This window comes from Rathayibacter sp. SW19 (assembly GCF_030866825.1).
In the GTDB taxonomy this organism is placed as follows: Bacteria; Actinomycetota; Actinomycetes; order Actinomycetales; family Microbacteriaceae; genus Rathayibacter_A; species Rathayibacter_A soli.
Window position 1 is genome coordinate 2,231,265 of record NZ_CP133020.1, and the last position, 24,011, is coordinate 2,255,275.

Below are 24,011 nucleotides of genomic sequence, written 5' to 3' on the forward strand. Positions count from 1 at the left end.
TCCGGTGCGTGGCGGGGCGTTCTTCGCGGAATCACCCCCGCGCATCTTCGCCCATCGCGGGCTCGCACTCGAGGTACCCGAGAACACACCACCTGCGTTTCGCGCCGCATTGAAGGCAGGAGCAACTCATCTCGAGACGGATGTGCACGCTTCCGCCGACGGAATCGCGGTCGTCAGTCACGACCCCGATGTGAAACGTGTCTCGGGCCATGAGGCAAGCATCGAACAACTCAGCATGGCGGAGTTGCGGGCGATCGACCTGGGTGGCGGTCAGGGCTTCGTGTCGTTGTCCGAGGTTTTGGCCGGGTTTCCGCATGCGCTGTTCAACGTCGACGTGAAGTCGTCCCGCGCGGTCGAGCCGGCGGCCCGAGCGATCCTCGCGGCAGGCGCCACCGATCGCGTGCTGATCACCTCGTTCTCGCTCCGTCGTCGTCGGCGTACCGTCGCGCTGCTCCCGGGTGTTTCGACGTCTGCCTCTTCCGTGCAAGTTCTGTGCGCTTTCGTCGGTGCGCGGCTGCGGATCGCTCCCCTGATCCGCCACGTTGCGCGTGCTGTGGACGCGTTGCAGCTCCCCGAGCGCTACGGCCGGTTCCGCCTTGTGACACCTCGAACGGTGCGTGCCTGGCACTCCGCGGGGCTGGAAGTCCACGTCTGGACGGTCAACGATCTCGCGGACATGCGCCGGTTGTTAGCGCTCGGTGTCGACGGCATCATCACCGACCGTTGCGACCTGGCCAAAGGGGTGATCGGCCACCGCCCCTGAGAGCCGGCTGAGAGAAAGGCGAATACGGAAAGAGAATGCCCAGCTTGACGGTTTATAACTGTGCATGCATCGCGTGAAGGAGACCACACAATGGCAGATCGCAGTTTGCGCGGAATGAGGCTTGGATCCCAGAGCCTCCAATCCGAAGAGGGAGTGACGTTCTCCCCCCGCGCACAGTACACCTACCTCTGTTCGGAGTGCGGTCGGACGACCGACGTCGTCTTCTCGGCCGAGGCTGAGGCCCCGGAGACCTGGGAGTGCAAGACCTGCGGTCACGCGGCCACTCTCCTGGTCGGAGACGAGCCCGTCGAAATCGACAGAAGCGATGCGAAGGCTCCCCGGAGCCATTGGGACATGCTGCTGGAGCGTCGCACGCGTGCGGAGCTTGAAGATCTGCTTGAAGAACGACTGACGTATCTGCGTGCCCGCCGAGGGGAGCACAAGGTCGGCGCCTAATTCCGAGACGTGCGGGCACGAGGTGCCCGTGGAACGCGCCCCCTGCGAAAGCGATCGGCTATACCCCACCCGGTGACCCGGAACAGAGCCTCGATCACGATGCCCGTGTGCATTTTCGAGTCACCCTGCGTTCGCTCGACGAACGTAATCGGATGTTCGCTCACCTTCAGCCCGGCGCGCTCGGTACGCCAGGCCATCTCGACTTGGAAACAATAGCCCTGTGACGAGACGCTTTCAAGATCGAGGCGGCGGAGGGTGTCTGCGCGGAAGACGCGGAACCCAGCCGTGATATCGCGGATCTGCGAACGCAGAACAATGCGCGAATAGCGGTTGCCTGCGCGGGAGATCGCTTGCCGATACCACGGCCAATCCCGCACGGTGCCGCCCGGTACCCAGCGGGAGCCGATGACAAGGTCTGCCCCATCCCTGGCCAATTGCACCATCACCGCCAACTCAGCGGGGTCGTGTGAACCATCTGCGTCGATTTCGGCGATGAAGTCATATCCGTCGTCGAGCGCGAGGCTGAAACCAGCCAAATACGCCCGCCCCAGCCCGTCCTTTTGAGTCCGGTGAAGGACGCGGATCCGCGCATCGGCAGCGGCCAGATGATCGGCAAGTTCCCCTGTGCCGTCTGGGCTTCCGTCGTCGACGATCAGTACGTCAGCGGCCGGCACAGCCTCATTGATGCGCTTGACGACCGCTTCGAGGCCGGCGCGTTCGTTGTAGGTCGGCACAATCACCAGAGTGTCAGCCACGGCGCTACCTCGTTCTTTCTGCCCGCGACGGCCGTGACGCGAACGCCGCAATGAGCAGCCCTGCGACGCCGAGTCCGCTGACCAGCCATTCGATGCCCCTGCTGAGCAGGGTCGCCGGTGTCGTCGCGGTGCCGAGAGGCACCGCCGCCACCATCGCTCCGGGCTTGTACGCCGGAATCTCCGCGAGCGTGGCACCGTTCGGGGCGATGATCTGACTCGTGCCGACGGTCGAAATGTTCACGAGCGACCGCCCGGCCTCGATCGCACGCAGTCGTGCGATCGCCAGTTGCTGCACGTTCTCCTTCGTTCTGCCGAAGTCGGCGTTGTTCGTCTGGGCGAGGATGACTTGCGCTCCCCCGTCCATCATCTCGGTCAGCAGCTGATCGTCGGCGATGTCGAAGCAGATCGAAATCCCTGCTTTGATGCCGTTCACATCGAACACGTTGCTTCGGGTTCCCGGCGTGTAGTCACGCTGGATCAGTCCGATCAGGCTGGGTGCGAACGGTTCCCAGAAGGCACGATCCGGCACGTACTCCCCGAACGGCACCGGATGCTTCTTGTCGTAGATCGCGACGGCGCCCTTGTCTGCCTTCCAGAGCAGCGACGAGTTGAAGTATTTGCCATCACGGTGTGTGATCGTGCCGACGATCAGCGGTGCCTTCAGCTGACGGCTCAACTCGTTCAAGACCTGAGCGGATGCCGCGTCCCGCGTCGGATCGACATCGGCGGCTCCTTCCGGCCAGACCACCATGTCCAGATGCTTCCCGATCAATGGGATGGTTGCACTTGTCTGGGCGTTCATCACCTCGCCGGGTGCGGCGTCTTGGAAATAGCCGGCTGGACCGTTCCCTTGCACCGCGCCGATGTCAACGGTGCCGGACGTTGTTGCCGGCCAAGCTGGGATGGCAAGCACAAGGGCCACCGCTCCGACCGCAAGTACACCCCTTGCAGACCCGCCGAGAGTTGGCGGGCGCCCGCGCACAGAGTCGGCACCGATCTCGACCGTGCGCAGTTCGACGGCGCAGGCGACCAGGAACGCGACCAGCCAGACCATCACAAAGGTCAAGCCGGACACGCCGAACCAGGCGACGAGCGGAGCAAACGGGCTCTCAGACTGCGACAAGGCCATGCGACCCCAGGCGAAGCCGCCATACGGCCAAACGCTGGCGATTGCCTCACGCGCCGTCCAGAGGCCGGCGATGACAACAGGCAGCAGGCCGAGCCGTGCGAGCTTCGACGGCCACGCGAGGGGCACCCAGCGATAGGCCAGGGCGATGGTGAGGCTGCCGACCATGAAGAACAGGCCTTCGAGCACGGCAAGGGCGATCCACGGAAGCGGGCCGAGGTATAGCGCCGTCCAAGACACATGGATGAGGTAGAACGCCACACCTGTGATGATGCCGATTGTCAGCGCAGCGCCGGCACGACGACCGATCAACGTGATCAACACCAGCCCGATACCAACGAAGGTGAGCGGCCAGACGTTCTGGTCTGGAAAGCCCGCGTCAAGGAGAGGGGCCGCTATAACGGCGACGATGAGCGCGAGCCACGTCGGCAGCAGGGCTCGGCGTGCAGGGGTCACGGTGTTCGAGCTTAGGCGATCAACCGAGGTGCTGCTCCCGAAGCGTTCAGGCAACGCACGCTCAGGCAACGGAGGAGTATGCCACGATGCCGCGGCGGATCGACTCGAGCGCGCCCCGGGCGGTGCGCGACACCGGCCCGGGAGCGACGACGGAGATCTGGTCGAGCAGATCGACGGTCTGCTTGGTCCAGCGTACGAAGTCACCGGCGGCCATGTCGGCATCGCGCAGCACGGCGTCCAGGCTGCCTCCTGAGGCCCAGGAGTGCATCGGCAGACACAGCCCCGTTGCGAGTGGCTCACTGCCGGGCAATTTGTGGACACGCTCCAGATCGTCGAGGTGTGCCCAGAGCTCTTGCGTTTTCGCAAGTGCCGGGCGGAACGGCCCGCGCGGAAGGTAACGGTCCGCCGCATCCGCTTCGTCTCGACGGGGCTCGTAAACGAGAGCGCAGGTCATCGCAGCGAGGCTCGGCGCGTCCAGCTGGGTCCAGGTCGCTCGGCGCAGGCACTCAGCGACGAGGAGGTCGCGTTCGCCGTATATCCGTTTGAGCGTGCGGCCGTGCGGCGTCAGCGCGGTGACTCCGTCTGTGTCGATCGCTAAATAGCCGCGGTCGAGCAGCACGTCGGTGACGCGGTCGAATACGCGGGCGACGGCGCCGGTGCGCGTGCGGATCTGCCTGTTGAGGGCATCCGTGTCGCGCTTCAGGCGCCACCACCGCTCGGCCCAACGCGCGTGCTTTTCCCGATCTGCGCATCCGTTGCACGGGTGAGACTTCAGCCGTTTGCGCAGCGCAGCAAGGCGAGTCTGTCGTTTCTCCCGCTCCGCCCGGCTTTGATGCTCGACGCGAGCGCCCTGTCGTTCGAGATCGCTGAGTTCACGCCGGATTCCCGAGTATTCTGCGAAGTCGCCGAGATGACAGTGCATCGATTGCGCGTAGCCGGCCAGAGATTCTTCTTGCGAGCGCACTGTTCGTGCGAGGTCGACGACGGCTCGATCTGCCTGGAACTGGGCGAACGATGATTCCAGAATTTCTCGCGTGCGCTCCCGGCCGAACTGATCGATGAGGTTCGCCGCCATGTTGTAGGTCGGGCGAAAACTGGAATTCAGCGGATAGCTGCGGCGGGACGCGAGAGACGCAACCGACTGCGGATCCAGGCCATCCTGCCATTGGATGACCGAGTGGCCCTCGACGTCGATGCCGCGGCGCCCCGCCCTGCCCGTGAGCTGGGTGTACTCCCCCGGCGTGATCGGCACCCTCGATTCGCCGTTGAACTTTTCCAGTTTCTCCAGCACCACGGTGCGTGCCGGCATGTTGATGCCGAGAGCGAGCGTCTCCGTCGCGAACACAGCCTTCACGAGCTTCTTCTGGAAGAGTTCTTCAACGACTTCTTTGAACGCGGGCAGCATGCCGGCGTGATGCGCGGCGACCCCACGCTTCAGACCCTCGAGCCACTCCCAATATCCGAGCACCGCGAGGTCTTCATCTCGCAGCGTTCTGCAGCGATCGTCGACGATCGCTTGGATCTCGTCGCGCTCGTGTGCCTCGGTGAGACGGATGCCGGCGCGCAGCACCTGCTTGACCGCCTGATCGCAACCCATTCTGCTGAACACGAAGAAGATCGCCGGCGTGAGGTTGCGATCCCGAAGCATCGTCACCACGTCGGCTCGATCGAGCCGAAAGCTTTCTCGTCTCCCACCTCTCGAGTGGCGTCTGCCCACGTCTTTCAGCTGGCGCGAGCCGAGCGTGCGCCCGCCGTAACGCGCCATTTGGACCAGCTCCGGGTTGACCCGATTGGTGGCGGCCAGGCCGGACGAATCGAACAGGTCGATCAACTTGGATCGCATCAGGACGTGCTGCTCGAGCGGAACGGGGCGCTCTTCGGAGACGATGACCTCTGTGTCGCCACGCACAGCTTGCAGCCAGTCACCGAACTCCTCGGCATTGGAGACGGTTGCACTCAGCGAGACGAGCCGCACGGACTGCGGCAGATGGATGATGACCTCTTCCCAGACTGCGCCACGGAATCGGTCGGCGAGATAGTGCACCTCGTCCATCACGACATAGGACAAATCGGCGAGGAGGTCGGAGTCGGCGTACAGCATGTTGCGCAGCACTTCCGTCGTCATGACCACGATGCGTGCATGCGAGTTGACGTTCGTATCGCCCGTGAGGAGTCCGACCTGTCCCGGCCCGTACTGCGCGACGAATTCCTGATACTTCTGATTGCTGAGGGCCTTCATCGGTGCGGTGTAGAACACCTTCGATGCAGGCTGTTGCATGGCGAGGAAGACCGCGAATTCGGCGACCACCGTTTTGCCTGCACCGGTCGGCGCCGCGACCAGCACACTGCGGCCGCTTTCCAGAACTGCGCAGGCTTCCCGCTGGAACGGATCGAGTTCGAAGTGAAGCGAGCCGCGGAATTCGTCCAAACGGGGCGATCGGGTGCTCACGCGTGACAACGCATACCGTTGCGCCGGCGTCGGGTCTGCGTTCACCCTCTCACCCTAGACGGACATCTGCTGAATCCTCCGATCCGGGCGGCGACTCTGCTACCCGCGTCGGCGCTAGATGGCGAGGTCTTGTTCGATGCGGTTTGCCGTCCGCGCGACGCGCCGGTCGTGGATGGCCGCGACGCCGGCCGATGCGAAGTACAAGAACACGAGCGGGACGGCCAGCATGAACATGGAGATCACGTCGGCAGACGGTGTCGCGATCGCCGTGAACAGCAAGATCACGACCAGCGCAATCCGCCAGGCCTTGAGAATTCCGCGTGCCGAGAGCACCCCCATGAAGTTGAGCAGCACGAGGAACACCGGCAGCACGAACGCGATCCCCGTCGCCACGATCAGCTTCAGCACGAAGGAGAAGTAATCGCTCGCCGTCAGGAGGGTCGCGTCACCCTTCGGCGCGAAACTTGTCAGAAGCGTCACAATGTGCGGGAGCACGAACCAGCCGGCAGCACACCCTGCGATGAACAGCGGGATGGCCGTAAAGAAGAAGCCGAAGGTGTAGCGCTTCTCCTTGCCCGTCAGCCCTGGCACCAGGAACGCGAAGATTTGATACAGCCACACTGGGGACGAAATCACGATGCCGGTGTAGATCGCCACTTGCATGTGCAGGTCGAACGCGGACGTGACGTTCGTATAGTTGATGTGGACGTTCTGGGCATCTGCGAGCACCGCCACCGGCGCGCTCATCGCACCCCAGACGATGTCGTACAAGAACCAGCCGGCGACAGCGCCGACGACAACGCCTAAAGCAATTCGAAACAGTCGCTTGCGCAACTCAACGAGATGCTGGCCCAGCGACATCCGGCCCTCACTGTTTTTGCTCCGCTTGGGCCGTGTGGCGGTGCTCATGCTCCTACGACTTGGTTTGAGACGACGAGTCCGTCGCGCTTGCCTTCTGCGAGTCAGCACTCAGTGAATCTACGTCGGATGCGTCGGCATCCTTGCTGACGGGCGCGCCCTTCGAGTCTTCTTCCTTCATCGTCTTGACTTCGTTCTTGAAGATGCGCATCGACTGACCGACGCTCTTCGACAGAGCGGGCAGCTTCGTTGCGCCGAACAACAACAAGATCACGGCAAGGATGATGAGGAGATGCCATCCTGTTAGACCGGCGAACATTCGGTCACGTCCTTTTGACTAGGTGGGAGAACTGCTGAGGATCAGCATTCACTAAGATCTTACCCCGTCGCACTCGCGCTTCCCTGCGTGTTTGACGCCAACGTCGACGTTCCGCTTGCCGAGCGCGGTGCTGGTCATCGAGTAGTGCTGCGTCTGCGAAGACCGCTGAACCGTTTTGTTCACTGGTGAGCTCGTCGGCATGCGACTGCAGAGCTTCCGTCTTGCTTGCCAGATCACCGAGGGCGTGCAGAGCCTGCAAGAACTTGATCACGATCCGGTAACCGAGCCAACCGAACGTGGCGAGAGCTGCCAGTACGAGGCATCCCCAGATCACAATCCACGACCACCACGGCATGAACTGAGTCTAGGCGTTGTAACGGGCAAGCCCGGCTGCCGCCCACTTCGCAACCGCAGCACGCGCTTCCTCCGGAGCGAGCACGGTGAGCACGCCTGCGAACGAGTTCACAAGTCGCTTGAGGCTGTGATAGTGGGCAACACGCACTGTTGCCCTGATGAAACCGTCCTCTTGTACGGTGTCCCTGCTACCGCGCAGGTAGTCGGCGATCAACGGAAGCGCGGCGACGGGAACTTCCAGTTGCACAGTGAGGTCTTCTGGAGAACTCTCGAAAAGTGTCTCGGGCAACGAGACGTCGGCGGGGCGGTAGCTGATCGGGTCCGTTGTCGCGGCGAGCTTCGTCATGCGATCGAGCCGGAACGTGCGCACGGCTTTTCGCAGATGGCACCAGCCGCGCAGGTACCAATCCTGATCGACTGACTCGATACGCAGCGGATCGACACGACGCAGTTCGTATTCCCCGCGTGAGGACAGATATCCGAATTCGAGCTGGGTGCCGCCGGCGACGGCCGAGCGGATCAACGCGAGCGAAGCATCCGTCTCGGCCGGGGCCACGGCGACCTGACTCGGTCGGCCGAAAGCGCCGTGCGCCAGCTTCGCCATCAGAGACGCAATCGCGTCACGGTTGGCGTTCTCGGGCAGTGCGGACAGGTACTGCAGACCTGCGATCAGCGCTGCAGCCTCGCGAGCCGAGAATCGCGGAGAATCGTCGATCGCGACCAGATGGGTGAGGATGATTTCGTCTCTGTCCTCAAACGCATCCCACGCGATGTCGAACAGGTCGCCCGGCTGATACTGCTGCGTTTCGCCCGGAACGCCTGAGACTGCTATCAGACGCACGGCCGCACGCAGCTGTTCATCTGAGACGCCGAAGTGCGCCGCCGCATCCGTCACGCTGACCCTGCCCTGGTCCATCAGGTATGGAACCAGTGACAGCAGGAACGCCAGCTTGTCCTGCGCTTGCATCGGGTGTTCAGCCATCTTCGCCTGGCACCTTCTCGGCGTCGGTTGTGAGGGCGTCGCTTGTGTGCGCATCGCTTGTGTGCGCATCGCCTGTGTGCGCCGCCAGGGTCGCCCTCAGGCGATTCATCACATGATCGCGAAGCGCGTTCGGCGAGAGCACAAGCACCTCAGGGCCGTATCCGGCGAGTTCGTCAGCGAGGATGTTAATGTCGGAATAGTGCACCGCCAACCGAGTCTGTCCCGGCTCGGGCGTGCCGTAGCGTTTCCCGAGCCGCGCGGCAGCATCCGTGTCAGGCACGACCTCGACCTCTGCGACGTTGGCGAGCCAGATCTCCTGCAGTTCATCGAGCGCGCGCGTGGCGAAGTCGCTGCCTTCCGGCTCGAAGATCTCACCGGTCAGGGCGACCTGATCCACGATGCGTGAGAGCAGGAAGGTGCGCAATTGCCCGGCATCCTTGTCGATGCCGTAGAGATGCCACCGCCCGACGTGCTGCACCAGAGCGAGGGGTTCGACGGTGCGGCGCCGCGGAGCCGGCTCGCCTGGTTTGAGGTAGAGGAAGGTGACGACGGTTTTGCGCTCCAAGGCGACGCTGAGCGGTTCGAACGCGGCCTCCCGTGCGCGCAGTCGCGGTGCGTACCCGATGATCGGCGTTTCAGACTCGACTCCGAGGGCATGGAGTTTCATGATCGCTCGGCGCGATTCTCCGGAAAGCGAACCTTCGCGCCACACCGTCGCTGCCAGGCTCAGCAGGGTGATCTCATTCGGCGAGAATCGAATGTCCGGCGGCAGATCGTAGCTGCCTTTCGGGATGCGGTAACGCAGGTTCTGATTGTTCCCGGGCTCCCCCGGCGTCTCCACCGTCTCCAGCGGCACACCCAACTCGCGGATGTCATCCTTGTCGCGTTCGAACTGCCGCTCCAGGCTGGCGTTGGTGCCGGCGCTCGAGTACCGCTGGCGGTAGCCCTGCACCGTCGAGAGGATCTCGCTCTTCGTCAGCCCGGTCTCGGTCGCGAGCAACGCGAGCACCAGGCTGAAGAGTCGCTCTTCGACCGGAACCCGGGCAGGTGACGACGCTGAAGACACCCGTCCATCCTAGGTCAGCTTGTGTGCACGCGAGCGGAGCTGAGCGGTCAGATGATGCCGAGAACGTCGATCACGTATGCGGATGCCGCTGCGCCGGTCTTCGCGTCGGCCGGAACGATGACGACCAGCTGTGACCCGACTTTCGAGCCGATCAGCGCTTGCGCCGTGCCAGTGGGCGCAGCGGTCTGGCCTTGCGCCGCCGTGCCGAGTGCCCATTGCACGGGAGCACCCTGGTCCCAACTCGAGGCCGTGACAGTGTTGTCGGCCCAACTCACCTGTGTGTATGCGACGATGACGGACTTGTCCTTGGTGACGGTCTGGCCGTTGCCGCTCTTCAAGGTAGCGACTTCGACCTTCTTCGGGGCAGGCGTGCTCGGCACCTTGATGCCGGGCCGCCCGTTGGGGGCGAGCACCACTGTTGGGAAGCCGGGCTGACCGGGTTGAGGCGTTCCGTTGGCCTTCGGTAGGAATGCACGCAGAACGTCGACGGTGAGAACCAGCGGGAACGACGGCGAAAGTCCCGTCGACTGAACACCTGATGCGCCGAAGATCTGCTGGGCGGTGCCCGTGATCGCGATCCGCGAGCCGACGGGCACGCACTGCAGTGCCTTGCCGATACCGGGATAGGTGGAAAGGCTCAACGGCAGGCCCACCCGCCCGTTCTGCTCCGACGCCCCGGTAACGCCGTTGAGCAGGGTGAGTTCGGCCTCGACGAACTGCCCTCGCTGCAGCGGAGTGCCGGTTCCCTGACTGATGGTGCTGCGCTGGAGCGTCGAGGACGGAAGCGGTGTCGGGAACTGGACATTCTGCTTCTTGCCGAACGTGCCGGTGACCGAGACGAGCTGCGAGGCGGAGCCCGGCTGCACAATGCAGTTCTGGCCAGCGGGCGCACTGCAACCTGACAGTGTCGCAACGATCAAACCGGCGGCTACGAACAATGCGGGTACTCTGCGCACGAGTCCTCTTTCGCTGCGATCAACACGGGACGTAAACCGGGGCTTACGGCATCCCATGCTAGTTGATGGATTTCTGTGAATCTGACGGTTCGGGTGTGGGGTCGAGACTGGTGCTCGGCTGAGTTGGGGATGCAGCCGGGGCCGCACCGCGATTACGAGCATATTCTGCGCTGACGGATGCCTCGCGCACGCGCTTGCGTAACGACTTCGGGCTCACGACGCGCTCGCCGAGCGATCCGGGGGTCCATGCTTCGACATCGTCGTCGCTGTAATCCGACTTGGACGGCCGGCGTTTGAGTTCTGGCAGTACGGTTCCGGGGGCAAGAAGCCTAGCCGTGATGAGGAAGCCGGTGTGGCCGATCATCCGGTGGTCGGGGCGAACGGCCAGCCCTTCCACATGCCACCCGCGCACCATCGTCTCACTGGAAACCGGGTGCGTGAACCGCGCCGTCGCACGGATGGCCTCCGCGACTCGTGAGAGCTGGGTAACGGTCGCGACGTAACAGAGCAGCACGCCGCCGGGTTTCAACGCGGCGCTGCACGCATCAAGGCACTCCCATGGGGCAAGCATGTCGAGAACGATGCGATCGACGCTCGCGCGGGTCGTGACGGTTGGCAGCGCTTCGTTCAGGTCGCCGACCGTGATGGTCCAGTTGTCAGGATCGCGACCGAAAAACGTCGCAACGTTGTCCCGCGCGACATCCGCGAACTCCTCACGCCGCTCGAAAGAGTTCAGCGTTCCGACGTGTCCGATCGCCCGCAGCAGCCACAGTGAGAGCGCACCGGACCCGACTCCTGCCTCGACGACACTGGCTCCGGGAAAGATGTCGGCCAAAGCGAGAATCTGTGCCGCGTCTTTCGGGTAGATGATTGCGGCGCCGCGCGGCATCGACATCACGAAGTCATTGAGAAGCGGGCGTAGTGCCAGATGCTCGACCCCTGCGTCGTTAGTCACAACGGAGCCGTCCGGCAGTCCGATGATCGAGTCATGCTGCAGCACGCCCTTGTGACTGTGGAAGCTTCCGCCGACGTGAAGTGAGATGGTGTTCAGATGCCCGCGCGGGCCGGTCAGCTGAACGCGATCTCCGGCGCGGAACGGCCCGCTGCTCTGCGGATCCGGCGTGTTCGTCTCGGCCGTCATGGCCGAGACCCGCCTGATGCAATGAGTTCGCGACGGGCCCGCAGAACGGAGACGAGGTCGGCGAGGGTACGGTGCTCGAGGCTCGGCCACAGCGTGTAGTCGGGGCTCTCCGGCAGAGTCAAGATGTGCGGCACGCCGATGGCGACAGTGCCGGCAGCCACCGCAGAGCCGAGACCTGCAACGGAGTCTTCGATGGCGATCGTGAGCGACGGGTCGACACCGAGCCGCTGCGCGGCACTTTGATAGGCATCCGGATGCGGTTTCGGATGGTTCACCTCGTCTCCCGTGACGAGCAGATCAAAAGCCGGGTACGGGATCTCGTCGACCACCTGTTGGGCCATGCGGCGCACCGACATTGTGACGAGGGCGGTCGGGATGCCCGCATCGCGGACTTCTGCGAGCAACTCGCGGGCCCCGGGGCGCCAGGGTATACCGCCGTCGTGGATCTGCTGCTGCACCCGGTCGGTGAGACGGGTGACGATCTCGTCCGGGCTGAGGTCGACACCGCGCGACTGGAAAACCTCTGCCGAGACCCACAGGCCGGCTCCGACCATCTGGAGCGCTTCTTCGTGCGACCAGGTTCCGCCGTATTCGTGGATGAGTTCCAGCTCTGCCTTCATCCAGTAGGGTTCGCTGTCCACCAGGGTGCCGTCCATGTCCCAGAGAACGGCAGCGGGGTAGTCGATAGTCACGAGCCCCAAGTCTACCGGGGGCCACGCGTCTTGCCTGCGGCGGGTGCCGATCGTGGGCCCTATCCTGGAGGGAGGTCATGGACGAACCCTGGCCGAGACCATACGCGTGGAATCGGAGTACGACGGATCGTGACACAAGGAAAGAGTGTTCTGGGCGGGCGGTTGCTCGTCGTGGCGTTCGAAGGCTGGAATGACGCCGGTGAGGCCGCCAGCGGTGCGGTGCGGACCCTGAAAGACACCCTGGATGTGGTTGCGCTGGCCGAGGTCGACCCTGAGCTGTATTTCGATTTTCAGTTCAACCGGCCGATGATCTCGTCGGAGGACGACGGCAGTCGCACGATCGAATGGCCGAGTGCGACGCTCTTCGGGCCGGCCTCCCCCGGTGCAGCCCCGCACACGCTCGCCGACGATGCCGACTTGCAGATAAGTGGCAACAATGTCGGAAACATCTACCTTTTGCTCGGCACGGAACCCTCGCGCAGCTGGAAAAGTTTCACAGCCGAGTTGCTGGACGCAGCCCTCGCCGCGGACATCGACGCCATCGTGTTTCTCGGCTCGATGTTGGCGGATGTTCCGCACACCCGGCCGATCTCGATCTTCACCTCGAGCGAGAACGCGCAGGTGCGGGCAGAACTCCACGTGGAACGGCCGACTTACGAAGGCCCGGTCGGAATTCTCAGCGTGTTCGGGGATGCCGCCGAGCGCGTCGGCATCCCCACCCTCGCGATCTGGGCGTCCGTGCCGCACTACGTGCACAATGCGCCGTCGCCGAAGGCGATGCTCGCCCTGATCGATAAGGTCGAGGAACTGGTCGACGTGACGATTCCGCGTGGCGACCTGGTCGCAGAGGCCGCGAGCTGGGAAGCCGGCATCGACGCACTCGCGGCCGACGACGAGGACATGGCCGCGTACATCCGCCAATTGGAGCAGGCCAGAGACACGGTCGACTCGCCCGAAGCCAGCGGCGAGGCGATCGCGCAGGAGTTCGAACGCTACCTGCGCAAGCGCGGCGATGGCCGCGATGGTCGTGCCGACGAGCCGTGGCGGGGCAAAGACTGACCCGTCGGCGCGCGTGAGCCCGCTACAGGCGCACTCCGAGCAGGGCGTCAATGGCGTCGACGAGCAGGCGTGAGCTGCCGATCCCGGATGCAACGGCCCGATCCATGGTGGCCAGCGCACCCGGTGTGTCGAGGTCGTCGGCGAGCTTGCGACGCAGTTCATCGACGACCGCCGTTGTGCCGATGGCCGTTGTGTCGATAGCCGTTGCCGCGTTCTGCCGGGCGGCGAACGCCGACCACTGCGCCAAACGTGCTGTTGCCGTTTCGAGCACGGCCGGTGTCCATTCCCACTCGCTGCGATAATGGTTCGCCAATAGCGCGAGCCGGATCGCTCGCGGGTCGACGCCCCGTTCGCGCAGCTCAGAGACGAGTACGAGGTTGCCGAGCGATTTGCTCATCTTCGCGCCTTGATATCCGACGAGCCCGGTGTGGTTGAACACGACGGCAAGCGGATGCCCCGACAAGGCGGTCGCGTGCGCCGCGCTCATCTCGTGGTGCGGAAAGATCAGGTCGGTGCCTCCGCCCTGCACGGTGAAGTTCTCGCCCAGAGTGCCCAGCGCGATCACAGCGCACTCGATGTGCCACCCGGGTCTGCCGACTCCGACGCGAGATGGCCAGCTGGGTTCCCCGTTGCGAGCGCTGCGCCAGAGCAGAGGGTCAAGCGGGTCGCGCTTGCCCGCCCGCTCAGGATCGCCGCCGCGCTCTGCAGAAAGTTCGAGCATTTGCACCCTGTCGAGGTTGCTCTCCTGCCCAAGCCGCCACGGGGTCAAAGCTGCGGCCGCGGCGAGGTCGAAGTAGATGTCCTGGCCGGCGGCATCCGTCGTCGGAACCCGATAGGCGATGCCACGCTCGAGCAGCGCAGCCACGGCGTCTGCGACGGGTTGAATCGTCTCTGTGACCGCAACGTAGTCGTCGGGCGGAATGATCGACAGGCTTTCCATGTCGGCGCGGAACAGGTCGATCTGCTGGTCGGCCAACGCCCGCCAGTCGATGCCGGTGGCGGTTGCGCGCTCGAGAAGCGGGTCGTCGACATCCGTCACGTTCTGCGTGTAACGCACCTGATAGCCGGCATCGCGCCAGAGCCGCTGCAGCGTGTCATAGGCCAGATAGGTCGCAGCATGCCCGATGTGCGTTGCGTCGTACGGCGTGATCCCGCACACGTAAAGGCGTGTGGTGTTGTCGCCTCGTGGCACTGCGGCCACGAGCGATCCGGTTGGCGTGTCGAACAATTGCGGCGGCCCGACGTGCCCTTCGATCGTAGGGATCTCGGGTTTCGTCCAGGCGCGCACTTACTCAGCCTAGGCGGTCGGTAGGACCGCGCCCGCCTAGTAGCGCAGCAGGAAGTCGGCGAGCACGTTGCGGCCGAAGGTGAGCGCGTCAAGCGGCACGCGCTCGTCGACACCATGAAACATCCCCGGGAAGTCCAGCTCGGGCGGAAGCCGCAATGGGGCGAAGCCGTAGCCGGTGATGCCGAGCAGGCTGAGCGCCTTGTTATCCGTGCCGCCGGAAAGCAGGTAGGGCAGGACAGGGGCGCCCGGGTCGTGCTCACCGAGAGTCTGCACGATCGTGTCGACCAGGTTGCCGGAGAACGCCGTCTCGAGCCCGATGTCCTGGTGCAGGATCTCAACCTGCACGTGCTCGCCGGCGAGTTCGGCGATCCGGGAGAGAACTGCATCCTCGTCGCCTGGCAGCGTGCGGATGTCGATCAGCGCTTCCGCGCGATCCGGGATCACATTGTGTTTGTAGCCGGCCGTCAGTGCCGTCGGATTGCTCGTCGTCCGCAGCGTGGCGAGGATGAATCCTGCGGCCGTACCGGTTCGCAGCACCACGCCGTCCGGTCCGAGCTGCTGAGCACTGACGCCGAGCAGGCGCTCGAGCTCTCTGATCAGTTGCCGGGTGGTGTCGGTGAGGGTGATCGGCCACGGTTCCCTGCCGATGCGGGCGACCGCTTCCGCGAGTCGGGTGACCGCATTGTCGGCGACAAGTCGCGAGCCGTGCGCAGCCTGGCCGTGGGCGACGAGTTTCGCCCAGATGAGGGCCTTCTCCCCTGTTTGCAAGAGGTACGCACGCTGGCCGTCGAGGTCGATCGAATAGCCGCCGACCTCGCTGATCGCTTCGGTTGCGCCGTCGAACAGCTCGGGGTGATTGGCGACGAGGTGATGGGATCCGCGCTGGCCGCCGTCTTCCTCGTCTGCGAAGAACGCGACCACGAGGTCGCGCTCCGGTTGCTTTCCAGCGGTGCGGATGTCGTCGAGCGCCGTGATGATCATGGCGTCCATGTTCTTCATATCGACGGCTCCGCGGCCCCAGAGCATGCCGTCTTTGATTTCGCCTGCGAAGGGGTCGACCGACCAGGTGCGTGGATCTGCGGGCACGACATCGAGGTGCCCGTGTACGACGAGCGCCGGCATGTCGCGATTGCGGCCCTCGACCCGCGCGACGACGCTCGTGCGCCCTGGATCTGAATCGAAAAGCTGAGGCTGCAGCCCGATCCGGGTCAAGTGTGCAGCGACATACTCGGCTGCTTCGGCTTCGCCGTTGGATTTTCCCTCGCCAAAGTTGGTGGTGTCGAAGCGGATGAGATCACGTGCGATCACAGCCGTCGCGTCGAGCGTCGGACCGTCTGGTACTGAAGCCATGACGCCCACGCTACCGGTCTGGCAATCTGCTCACCAGCCAGACGAAATCGGCGTCGTCGGCGATGAATCCAGTGGGTGTTTTCGTGCTAAGGTCTTACCTCGGCAGCTGATTCGTCGGCTGCAGAAATTGCGCGCGGGTGGCGGAATAGGCAGACGCGCTAGCTTGAGGTGCTAGTGCCCGTATTAGGGCGTGGGGGTTCAAGTCCCCCCTCGCGCACGCAGCTCGAAAGGCCTTGAATCTGTTCGGATTCAGGGCCTTTCGCCGTTAATGGTGCGCAGAACGCTGGAATCGCGGGTTGTCAAGCTGTGTGGAGTCATGCGGCGGAGGTCTGTCAGCCGACGGGCTCATCCACGATGCCGACGAAACGCGAGCCGATGCCGTCGTATTCGCGCCTGTGGGTGCCGGGGGCGGCATCCGGAACGTCGCCGATCAGGTGGTTCTCGCAGGTCAGGTAGGTGAAGGCCGGCCACCATTTCTTCGGGCGGGCGGTCTCGGTGAACCCGCAGACATCGCAGGTGAGTTGCACCCAGACGGGGCGCTTGCCGGTGCGATTCGCGCGCGACTGCGCCAACCAGGCGGGCGGATGCGCTTCCAGCTCAGCGAATTCGGCCTCGCTCAAGCGCGGTGGGATTTCGTGGCGCTGCGCCATCTCCAGCGGAATATCCAGCCGTTGGGCTACGTCTCGTCGTGTCAGCATCGTCATTAACGATACGGGCCGCAGCTCAACTATCCGGTCTCGAGCCCAATTGACGCTGCACGAGCAACGGGCATTCGAACGGATCGCGCGCGCCGATGCCGACCCGGTTCAGATACCGCACGACGATGGCGTAGGAGTGCAGAAACGTCGTGCTCGTGTAGTGCACCTCGTGCTCGACACAGAATGCTTCGACGATGGGTTGCGCCCGGCGCAACGAAGGCCTCGCCATCGACGGGAAAAGGTGGTGCTCGATCTGATAGTTGAGGCCGCCCATCGCGACATCGAGCACGAGGCTGCCGTGGATGTTTCGGCTGGTCAGCACCTGCCTGCGTACGAAGTCGAGACGCAGGCCTGCCGGAATGATCGGCATCCCCTTGTGATTGGGCGCGAAGGATCCGCCCATGTAGATGCCGAAGATTCCCAGCTGGATCGCGAGGAAGACTCCGGCCTTGCCCGGTGACAGCACAAGAAAGAGCATCGTGACATAGGCGCCGAGGCGCGCCGTGATAAGCGACAACTCCACCCAGCGACGAGGAATCGGTTGCGGCTCGATCAGGCGACGCAGCCCAGACAGGTGCAGCGAAACGCCCTCGAGCGGCAGCATCGGGAAGAACAACCAGCCTTGGCGGGCGAGAAACCACCGCTCGACAGGATTGTGCGGTGACCGTGCTTGGGCCGGTGTCAGAGCCAACGGGGGAAATTCGATGTCCGGGTCGCTGCCCTCTTTGTTGGGGTTGCCATGATGTCGGGAATGTTTGTTCTGCCACCAGGCGTAGCTCATGCCGACGAACAGGTTGGCGATGATGACGCTCGTCCAGTCGTTCCAATGGCCGGATTTGAAGATCTGTCGGTGTGCTGCGTCATGACCGAGGAAGGCAGTTTGGGTCAAGATCAGTGCGAAGCCGGCTGCGACGAACATCTGCCACCAGGTGTCGCCGATCCAGAGGAACGTGAGAACTGCGGCGGGAAAGATGACGGCGATGGCGCCGAGTTTGCTCCAGTAGTAGCCGTAGCGTCTGCGCATCAGACCGGCGGCCTGGATCTGTTGCGATAGCAGCACATAGTCACTGATCTGACGTGCTCGGGGCGCGCGTGCGGATGCGGGCTGCGGCGGTTCCGTGGCTATAGCGGTCGTCGTAGTGGGTTCGATTGCGTTGCTCATGACGGCTCCAGGATCAGCGGAATACACACACTGCCGGGGTCTAGGGCATCTGACACTCACGATACGCCGCTCACGGTCAGCAACCGATGCGGTTGTGCATACTCTCAGCGGCGCGTGAGGGCGATTCAGATATTCAGGGCGCGGGAGATGACGTTCTCGGCGACCTCGTGCAGCCGCTGATTGTGCCGGCGTGCGTAGTCGCGGAGTCGTGCGAAGGCCTCATCCATCGGTACGCCACTGGTTTGCGCGACGACTCCCTTTGCCTGTTCGATCACGACACGGCTGTCCAGGGCGATTTGCAGTTGCTCGGTGACAAGGGTGCGCTCGCGGATCGCGCGCTCCTGCAGGATGCCGATGGTCGCGACATCCGCCAACGCGCGCGCCGCAGCGGCATCTTCAGCATTGAGCACGCCCGGCTGGTCTCTGAAGAGATTGAGGGCTCCGATGGTCTGATCGCGCAGCCGCAACGGAACCGCGTGAACGGAGCGGAACCCCTGATCGAGCGCAGTAGTGCGGAAGGTGCTCCACTGCGCGTCAACCGCCATCAGATCCTCGATCACGACAATCTGGCCGGAACTGAAGCAAGCGACGCACGGGCCGTCACCGACGTTCAGCTGGTGCGCCTCGACAACACGGCTGCGCTCGCTGGTGGAGGCCATCAGTTGCAGTCGACCGTTCGCATCTGCCAGCACGAGGCCTGCTGCGGCCGCGTCGAAGAGGCTGATGCACTCCTCGACCAGTGTGTGAAGAAGGTCGACAACGTCGTATTCTGCGACGAGAGTGTCTGCGAGGGTCACGAACACGCCGGCCAGCCGACCCTCGCGGTCTGCTGCGCTCATGAGTCGATTTTAGATTCGAGTGCGTCGGGTGTGAACAAAAACACGGTTGACTAGGAGCATGACTTCGCAGAATTCCGCATCGCCATCCGCTCTCGCGCGCGTCACGGTTCTCGCCGGCGGGGTCGGCGGAGCACGCTTCACGCGCGGTCTTCTTGCGCTGCTGGCCGATCGATGTCCGGCGACGGATGGCGCCGGGTCGTCCGTGCGCGTCGACGTGATCGTCAATACGGGCGACGACATGTGGCTGAACGGGCTGCGCGTCTGCCCGGATCTCGACACCGTGATGTACACGCTCGGCGGCGGGATCGCCGAGGATCAGGGCTGGGGCCGGCCTGACGAATCAAGGCGGGTATCCGCCGAGATCGCTGCATACGGTCGCGGCTGGAGTTGGTTCACGCTCGGCGATCTCGATCTCGCAACACACATCGTGCGAACCGATCTGTTGCGCTCCGGGCGCACGCTCAGCGAGGCAACCGAATTCCTTGCGCGGCGCTGGAAGCCGGGCGTGGGGCTGCTGCCGATGAGCGATCAGCCGATCGAGACCAACGTGCGTCTCGCCGAGGCGGTCGATGACCACGCGGTCGGCGAGCTGATCCATTTCGAAGAGTGGTGGGTTCGCTATGGGGCGCGGGTGCGCGCATCCGAATTCGTGCAGGTCGGACTCGCCGAGGCGCAGCCCGCCCCTGGCGTGCTGGATGCCATCGCCGCGGCGGACATGGTCATCCTTCCTCCGTCCAATCCTGTCGTGTCTGTCGGTTGCATCCTGAATGTTCCCGGGGTACGCGATGCGTTGCAAGCGACGAAAGCCCGGGTGGTCGGGGTCTCCCCGATCATCGGCGGGAGCGCCGTGCGGGGCATGGCCGATCAGTGCCTGGAGACGATTGGAGTCGAGACGAGTGCTGCGGCGGTCGGCCTGCACTATGGCGGTCGCAGTGCCGGCGGCGTTCTCGACGGCTGGCTCGTCGACGAGGTGGATGCCGCGGCCGTGCCAGCCGTTGAGGCTGCCGGGCTTCGGGCGGCCGCGGTACCGCTCTGGATGCGAGACACGGCGACGTCGGCTGCGCTCGCTGCCGAGACGCTCAAGTTGGCCGGCTTCGCTGACTGACGCCTTCAATTCGGCGGGTCAGAACTCTATCTCAGTTCGGCGGCAGAGCAGTCACGGTCGCGGCCTCGACCTTAGCCAATGGGCTCCTGGCGACAAGCCCGCTGGACAGCACGCGACGCGTCGCGGCGCCGAGCCCGGGGTCGAGTGAGAGTACGCGTTGCATGTCCTCGGCGGAGTCGATGTCGAGCCGCAACGACGATTCAGCGGGCAGTTGAAGCAGAACGTGGCCGGCCGCCTGGTGTTCGGCGCACGAGTCGACGCCGAAGTGCGGCTCGATGACCGCCCCTGGGGCCGCGGTGATCATGGTCGTTCCCGTGCCGTCGTGATCGGCGACCAGGGTGAGGGCGGTTCCGGTGTGAAACAGCGCGACGGATTCGGCGAGGGCGTGCGCGAGATCATCGGGTTGCAGTGCTGCAACATCCCCGACCATCGCTGCGGTGAACGCGCGGTCGTCAATATTTCTCGCCTGCCGGATGCCGTGGGAGACTGCCGCGTTCAGCCCGCCTCCCGGGTCCGCAACGATGATCAACTCGGTGCCGGCCTGTTGTGTACCGGTCTGTTGTGTACCGGTCTGTTGTGTACCGGTCTGTTGTGTGCCGAGCCTCGGTGCGCCCGATTCTTCACTTAGGATCGCCTCCGCCACGTTGGGTTCATTCGACACCACAATGATGCGTGTGACGGCCGCGACCGCGCGCACGGCGCGCACCGTGTCGGTGAGAAGCGCGATGGCCAATGCGGCCCGACGAGCATCGTCGAAGTTCTCGGCGAAGCGGCTCTTGGCGTGCGGCGCACCCTTGAATGGGATGACGACCGACCAGTGTGGCCCGGCGCTCATCGGCCGGCCGCGGCTTCCTGTTCGAGGAGTGCGCGCAAACCGTTGGCGAATTCAACCTTGCCTCCGTGGGCGGGATGCCGCACCCGCGTCACGGACTCCCCCGCCTTGGTGATGCTGCGGTAGCCGATGTTGCCGACGGCGACGGTCGTCTCGATCGAGAAAAGCTCCCGGAGATCACGCCAGATCGGCAGGCCGAGTGCAACTTCTGCGGTGGACGGCGTGCGGTTGCTTTGCGGGTTTCCCGGTCGATGCGGGTGCAGCGGGTATGCGCTCCAGAGCAGGGGCAGGAAGTCGAGATCTGCCAGCACATTCCACATCACGGTGGAGGTCGGTTCTGCCGACGCGTGAGGAAAATCGGCGGGTATCTCGTAGCCGTTCTCGGGGCCGAAGAGGCCGAAGCATCCGGAGTTACTGCCGAGGAGTGTGCGATTGGTGAACGGCACACCGGTGATGCGCATGCCTCGATAGCCGGGTGCCTCGCCGACCAGCAGCACACGCGGTGCGCGGTCGAGCATCGACTGCAGGTAGAGCTCGAGATTGTGCCGGCGCAGTGCGCTGTCACCGGTTCCTGCGAACATGTTGACGCTTGCAGGGCCGACGGGAACGCGCGCGAGATGGTCGACGAAATCGGCGATCGGTCGGCTGACCATCACCACTCCCCTTCGGCTATCTGTTCGATTCGGGCCGCACCGTTCAGACATCCGCACATGATTGCAGGATAGTCTGCGTCACTGACAATCCACGGCCCGAGGCAGAGCGCGAACCATGGTTATGCGCAATTGACATGCTCGAACATATGTTCGATCATTGAAGAATGAACTCCGCGCTCGCAGCACTCGACTCCCCCGGCCTGCCGGTGGAGCAGACAGCTGCGGGCTTGGTGGCAGGGGCGGCGGCGGGGCGCTCCGCAGCTGCGGAGCTGACAGCGCAGGAATCGGATCAGGTGCGGGCTCTGCAGTCGCGCATCTCCCAGATGCAGCGGCGGAAGCTGGACACCACGGCGCTGAGCACACTCGACGCGTTCGCTCCCCTTCTTCCGGGTGGGGCGTTGCAGACCGGGGTCGCCTACGCCGTTTCCGATTCGATGAGCCTGGTGATGGGGCTGCTGGCCGGGCCGAGCCGATCCGGTGCGTGGTGCGGTGTGGTCGGGGTGCCCGAGTTCGGGGTGGAGGCCGCCGCCCGGTTCGGCATCGACCTGGAGCGGCTCGTACTGATTCCGGAACCGGGAACGCACTGGCTCACGGTCACCGCGGCACTGGCCGACGCCCTGACCGTCGTTGTGACCCGCCCCGCCACGCGAGTGAGCGATGCGGATGCCGCGCGGCTGAGCGCGCGCTTGCGTGGTAAGGAGACAACCCTGATCGCTCTCGGCGAGTGGCCGCGCAGCGAGGTGAGTCTCACCGTGGCGGCCAGTAGCTGGGATGGGCTCGGGCGGGGTCACGGCTATCCGGTTGCGCGGCAACTGACGGTCGTGGCGTCCGGTCGCGGAGGGGTGGGGCGCTCTCGTAGCGCTCGACTGTGGCTGCCCGATGAGCATGATGCGATCCGTGCGGTCGACAGCACGATCGATGAGCTGCCGCGCACGCTTGAGGCTGTGGTGTGACCATGCGTGCCATGGTGCTCTGGTGCCCGGACTGGCCGGTGCGGGCACTGCAACAGGCAGGACTGGCCCCCGGATCCGGATCGCCGGCGGGATCATCCTCGGGGCCGGAATCATCCTCGGGATCGCCGTCGCGGGATGCCCCCATCGCCGTGATCGAGAAGGGCAGAGTTTTCGCCTGCTCGGCTTCTGCACGCAGCGAAGGGGTGCGCAGAGGGCTGCGGTTGCGAGAGGCGCAGGCGCGCTGTGCAGACCTCATCGTGTTCCCCTACGACGCCGTGCACGACAGCAGAATGTTCGAAGCGATTCTCGCCACGATCGAGCAACTCATGCCCGGAGTCCAGTCGATCCGGCCGGGGCTCTGCGCGATTCGTGCACGAGGCCCGAGCCGATACTACGGCGGAGAACGGCCGGCGGCCTCCGCACTGCTCGGGGTGCTTGCCGAACAGGGCATCCCCGATGCTCAGCTGGGTATTGCAGACGGGCCGTTCGCCGCAGAACACGCGGCTCGACTCGCCGGCACGGGCCGGATCAGTCAGGACACGATCGGCACGCGCACGACCAGCACGAGCACGACAGGCACCGGCACGACCGGCACGGGTTTGGCGCGTACAACTCGCATCCGGATCGTCGAGCCCGGCGGATCCGCGCGGTTTCTGGCAGCGCTTCCCGTTACGACGTTGGAAGATCCCGGCCTGATCACCCTGCTGCAGAAGTTGGGTTTGCACACCCTCGGTGATATTGCAGCGCTCGATATCGTCGCTCTTCAGGACCGTTTCGGTGCGGCCGGAGCACGCCTGCACGCCCTGGCGAGTGGGCAGGACACGAGCGCGGTGGTGCCGCGGGCGCCGCAGCGCAGCCTGGAACGCTCCGTCGCGTTCGAACCGGGACTGGATCGCGTCGACCAGGTGACCTTCGGCTTTCGTGCGGCAGCGGATGCTTTCGTAGAAGGCCTGACGCAGGCCGGACTGGTCTGCACCTCGATCACCGTGGGGATGCGCGCGGAATCCGGGGAGGCATCCGAACGTCAGTGGCTGCATCCGCGCTGGTTCACCGCAGCGGATGTGCTCGACCGGGTGCGCTGGCAGCTGCAGGGTGCAGGCGGCGCCGAAACCGGCCTGCGCTCCCCCGTCGTCGAGGTGACGGTGACCCCGGAAAGTGTGGATGCGATCGGCAACCACGAGAGCGGGCTCTGGGGCGACGGGCCGGATGAGCGCATTCACCATGCGCTCTCTCGCGTGCAGAGCATGCTGGGGCATGAAGCAGTGCTCACCTCGGCGATCGGCGGCGGCCGACTGCTTCAGGATCGCCAGGTCCTCATCCCATGGGGGGACCGCGCCCCACGCGATATCGGCGACAGGCGCGGGGAACCGTGGCCGGGCAGCCTGCCCGCTGCGCTGCCCGCAACCGTTTTCTCGCCGCCGCGCCCGGTCGCCGTATTCACAGAAGACAGTGGGCCGATCGAGGTCACCGAGCGCGGGACCATGACGGGCGAGCCGGCACTGTTCTCCCTGCGCGGTTCGGTGGATCAGGCACAGCCGATCGCGACCTGGGCTGGTCCATGGCCGATCGACGAACGGTGGTGGGATGCCGCGAAGGCGCGCGTTGTGCATCGTTTCCACATCGTCGATGCCGACGGGATGGCCTGGCTTCTGCTGCTCGAGGGTCGCCGCTGGCTGGCGGAGGCGCGCTATGACTGAGC

The 24,011-nt window shown here is 64.6% G+C and carries 24 protein-coding genes and 1 tRNA gene; 7 read left to right on the top strand and 18 right to left on the bottom strand.

The genetic code is table 11. The features are described 5' to 3' along the window. Positions 1-4: 4 nt before the first annotated feature. Positions 5-763 (top strand): glycerophosphodiester phosphodiesterase family protein, encoded by a 759-nt coding sequence (locus QU604_RS10260; RefSeq protein WP_308468705.1) that lies wholly within the window; start codon positions 5-7, stop codon positions 761-763. 90 nt (positions 764-853) lie between these two features. Beyond that, positions 854-1,219, top strand: a complete 366-nt coding sequence (locus tag QU604_RS10265) for an RNA polymerase-binding protein RbpA (RefSeq protein ID WP_308468706.1) — start codon at positions 854-856, stop codon at positions 1,217-1,219. Here QU604_RS10265 and QU604_RS10270 read toward each other — a convergent pair. From QU604_RS10270 to QU604_RS10320, 11 genes are all read right to left on the bottom strand, one after another. Continuing rightward, positions 1,216-1,974 carry a polyprenol monophosphomannose synthase gene (locus QU604_RS10270; RefSeq protein WP_308468707.1) on the bottom strand — a complete coding sequence of 253 codons (759 nt, stop codon included), beginning with the start codon at positions 1,972-1,974 and terminating at the stop codon, positions 1,216-1,218. The two genes, QU604_RS10265 and QU604_RS10270, sit on opposite strands and share 4 nt — an antisense overlap. 4 nt (positions 1,975-1,978) lie before the next feature. Next, positions 1,979-3,556, bottom strand: coding sequence for an apolipoprotein N-acyltransferase (gene lnt, locus QU604_RS10275; RefSeq protein WP_308468708.1), 1,578 nt, complete (start codon positions 3,554-3,556; stop codon positions 1,979-1,981). A 61-nt stretch (positions 3,557-3,617) separates the two neighbouring features. Then, positions 3,618-6,050, bottom strand: a complete 2,433-nt coding sequence (locus QU604_RS10280) for a DEAD/DEAH box helicase (protein ID WP_308468709.1) — start codon at positions 6,048-6,050, stop codon at positions 3,618-3,620. Between the two features lie 69 nt (positions 6,051-6,119). Continuing rightward, a complete protein-coding gene (gene tatC / locus QU604_RS10285) occupies positions 6,120-6,914 on the bottom strand; it encodes a twin-arginine translocase subunit TatC (protein ID WP_308468710.1) in 795 nt (264 codons plus the stop codon). Between the two features lie 4 nt (positions 6,915-6,918). Beyond that, positions 6,919-7,182, bottom strand: a complete 264-nt coding sequence (gene tatA / locus QU604_RS10290) for a Sec-independent protein translocase subunit TatA (protein WP_308468711.1) — start codon at positions 7,180-7,182, stop codon at positions 6,919-6,921. 4 nt (positions 7,183-7,186) lie between these two features. Beyond that, positions 7,187-7,537, bottom strand: a complete 351-nt coding sequence (locus QU604_RS10295; protein ID WP_308468712.1) for a hypothetical protein — start codon at positions 7,535-7,537, stop codon at positions 7,187-7,189. A gap of 9 nt (positions 7,538-7,546) precedes the next feature. After that, positions 7,547-8,518 carry a helix-turn-helix transcriptional regulator gene (locus QU604_RS10300; RefSeq protein WP_308468713.1) on the bottom strand — a complete coding sequence of 324 codons (972 nt, stop codon included), beginning with the start codon at positions 8,516-8,518 and terminating at the stop codon, positions 7,547-7,549. After that, the gene (locus tag QU604_RS10305) at positions 8,511-9,584 is read right to left on the bottom strand and encodes a helix-turn-helix transcriptional regulator (protein WP_308468714.1); all 1,074 of its coding nucleotides are present in this window, start codon (positions 9,582-9,584) and stop codon (positions 8,511-8,513) included. The genes QU604_RS10300 and QU604_RS10305 overlap by 8 nt, the downstream gene beginning before the upstream one ends. A gap of 47 nt (positions 9,585-9,631) precedes the next feature. Then, complete coding sequence (locus QU604_RS10310; protein ID WP_308468715.1) at positions 9,632-10,540, bottom strand: FKBP-type peptidyl-prolyl cis-trans isomerase; 909 nt, start codon at positions 10,538-10,540, stop codon at positions 9,632-9,634. A gap of 58 nt (positions 10,541-10,598) precedes the next feature. Then, positions 10,599-11,681, bottom strand: coding sequence for a tRNA (adenine-N1)-methyltransferase (locus QU604_RS10315; RefSeq protein ID WP_308468716.1), 1,083 nt, complete (start codon positions 11,679-11,681; stop codon positions 10,599-10,601). Beyond that, positions 11,678-12,373: an HAD family hydrolase gene (locus QU604_RS10320; RefSeq protein ID WP_308468717.1), complete on the bottom strand. Its 696-nt coding sequence runs from the start codon at positions 12,371-12,373 to the stop codon at positions 11,678-11,680. The genes QU604_RS10315 and QU604_RS10320 overlap by 4 nt, the downstream gene beginning before the upstream one ends. A 129-nt stretch (positions 12,374-12,502) precedes the next feature. Here QU604_RS10320 and QU604_RS10325 point away from each other — a divergent pair, with 129 nt between their 5' ends. Continuing rightward, positions 12,503-13,432 (top strand): proteasome assembly chaperone family protein, encoded by a 930-nt coding sequence (locus QU604_RS10325; RefSeq protein ID WP_308468718.1) that lies wholly within the window; start codon positions 12,503-12,505, stop codon positions 13,430-13,432. Positions 13,433-13,454: 22 nt separating this feature from the next. Here the strand turns inward: QU604_RS10325 and mshC are convergent, their stop codons facing one another. Continuing rightward, positions 13,455-14,720, bottom strand: coding sequence for a cysteine--1-D-myo-inosityl 2-amino-2-deoxy-alpha-D-glucopyranoside ligase (mshC, locus tag QU604_RS10330; protein ID WP_308468719.1), 1,266 nt, complete (start codon positions 14,718-14,720; stop codon positions 13,455-13,457). A 36-nt stretch (positions 14,721-14,756) separates the two neighbouring features. Next, positions 14,757-16,070: a M20/M25/M40 family metallo-hydrolase gene (locus QU604_RS10335; RefSeq protein WP_308468720.1), complete on the bottom strand. Its 1,314-nt coding sequence runs from the start codon at positions 16,068-16,070 to the stop codon at positions 14,757-14,759. Positions 16,071-16,201: 131 nt separating this feature from the next. Between QU604_RS10335 and QU604_RS10340 the strand changes: the two genes are divergently transcribed. Beyond that, positions 16,202-16,287: transfer RNA gene (locus QU604_RS10340), tRNA-Leu, on the top strand. A gap of 115 nt (positions 16,288-16,402) precedes the next feature. Here the strand turns inward: QU604_RS10340 and QU604_RS10345 are convergent. The 3 genes from QU604_RS10345 to QU604_RS10355 form a co-directional block, all read right to left on the bottom strand. Continuing rightward, positions 16,403-16,768 (bottom strand): hypothetical protein, encoded by a 366-nt coding sequence (locus QU604_RS10345; protein ID WP_308468721.1) that lies wholly within the window; start codon positions 16,766-16,768, stop codon positions 16,403-16,405. A 25-nt stretch (positions 16,769-16,793) separates the two neighbouring features. After that, positions 16,794-17,930, bottom strand: a complete 1,137-nt coding sequence (locus tag QU604_RS10350) for a fatty acid desaturase family protein (RefSeq protein WP_308468722.1) — start codon at positions 17,928-17,930, stop codon at positions 16,794-16,796. A gap of 125 nt (positions 17,931-18,055) precedes the next feature. Then, positions 18,056-18,769: a GAF and ANTAR domain-containing protein gene (locus tag QU604_RS10355; protein ID WP_308468723.1), complete on the bottom strand. Its 714-nt coding sequence runs from the start codon at positions 18,767-18,769 to the stop codon at positions 18,056-18,058. 58 nt (positions 18,770-18,827) lie between these two features. On the opposite strand from QU604_RS10355, the gene cofD reads away from it, so the two are divergent. Then, entirely contained in the window at positions 18,828-19,874 is a 1,047-nt protein-coding gene (gene cofD, locus QU604_RS10360; RefSeq protein WP_308468724.1) for a 2-phospho-L-lactate transferase, read from the top strand. A 31-nt stretch (positions 19,875-19,905) separates the two neighbouring features. Here cofD and cofC read toward each other — a convergent pair whose 3' ends face one another. Next, positions 19,906-20,709: a 2-phospho-L-lactate guanylyltransferase gene (cofC, locus tag QU604_RS10365; protein ID WP_308468725.1), complete on the bottom strand. Its 804-nt coding sequence runs from the start codon at positions 20,707-20,709 to the stop codon at positions 19,906-19,908. Then, complete coding sequence (locus QU604_RS10370; RefSeq protein ID WP_308468726.1) at positions 20,706-21,359, bottom strand: uracil-DNA glycosylase family protein; 654 nt, start codon at positions 21,357-21,359, stop codon at positions 20,706-20,708. Before QU604_RS10370 ends, cofC begins: the two co-directional genes overlap by 4 nt. Before the next feature lie 164 nt (positions 21,360-21,523). On the opposite strand from QU604_RS10370, the gene QU604_RS10375 reads away from it, so the two are divergent. Together QU604_RS10375 and QU604_RS10380 are read left to right on the top strand one after the other, a co-directional pair. Then, positions 21,524-22,312 (top strand): DnaE2-dependent mutagenesis accessory factor ImuA', encoded by a 789-nt coding sequence (locus QU604_RS10375; protein ID WP_308468727.1) that lies wholly within the window; start codon positions 21,524-21,526, stop codon positions 22,310-22,312. Positions 22,313-22,314: 2 nt separating this feature from the next. Then, on the top strand, positions 22,315-24,009 hold the full coding sequence (locus tag QU604_RS10380; RefSeq protein WP_308468897.1) for a DNA polymerase Y family protein: 1,695 nt from the start codon (positions 22,315-22,317) through the stop codon (positions 24,007-24,009). The last annotated feature ends 2 nt before the right edge of the window (positions 24,010-24,011 follow it).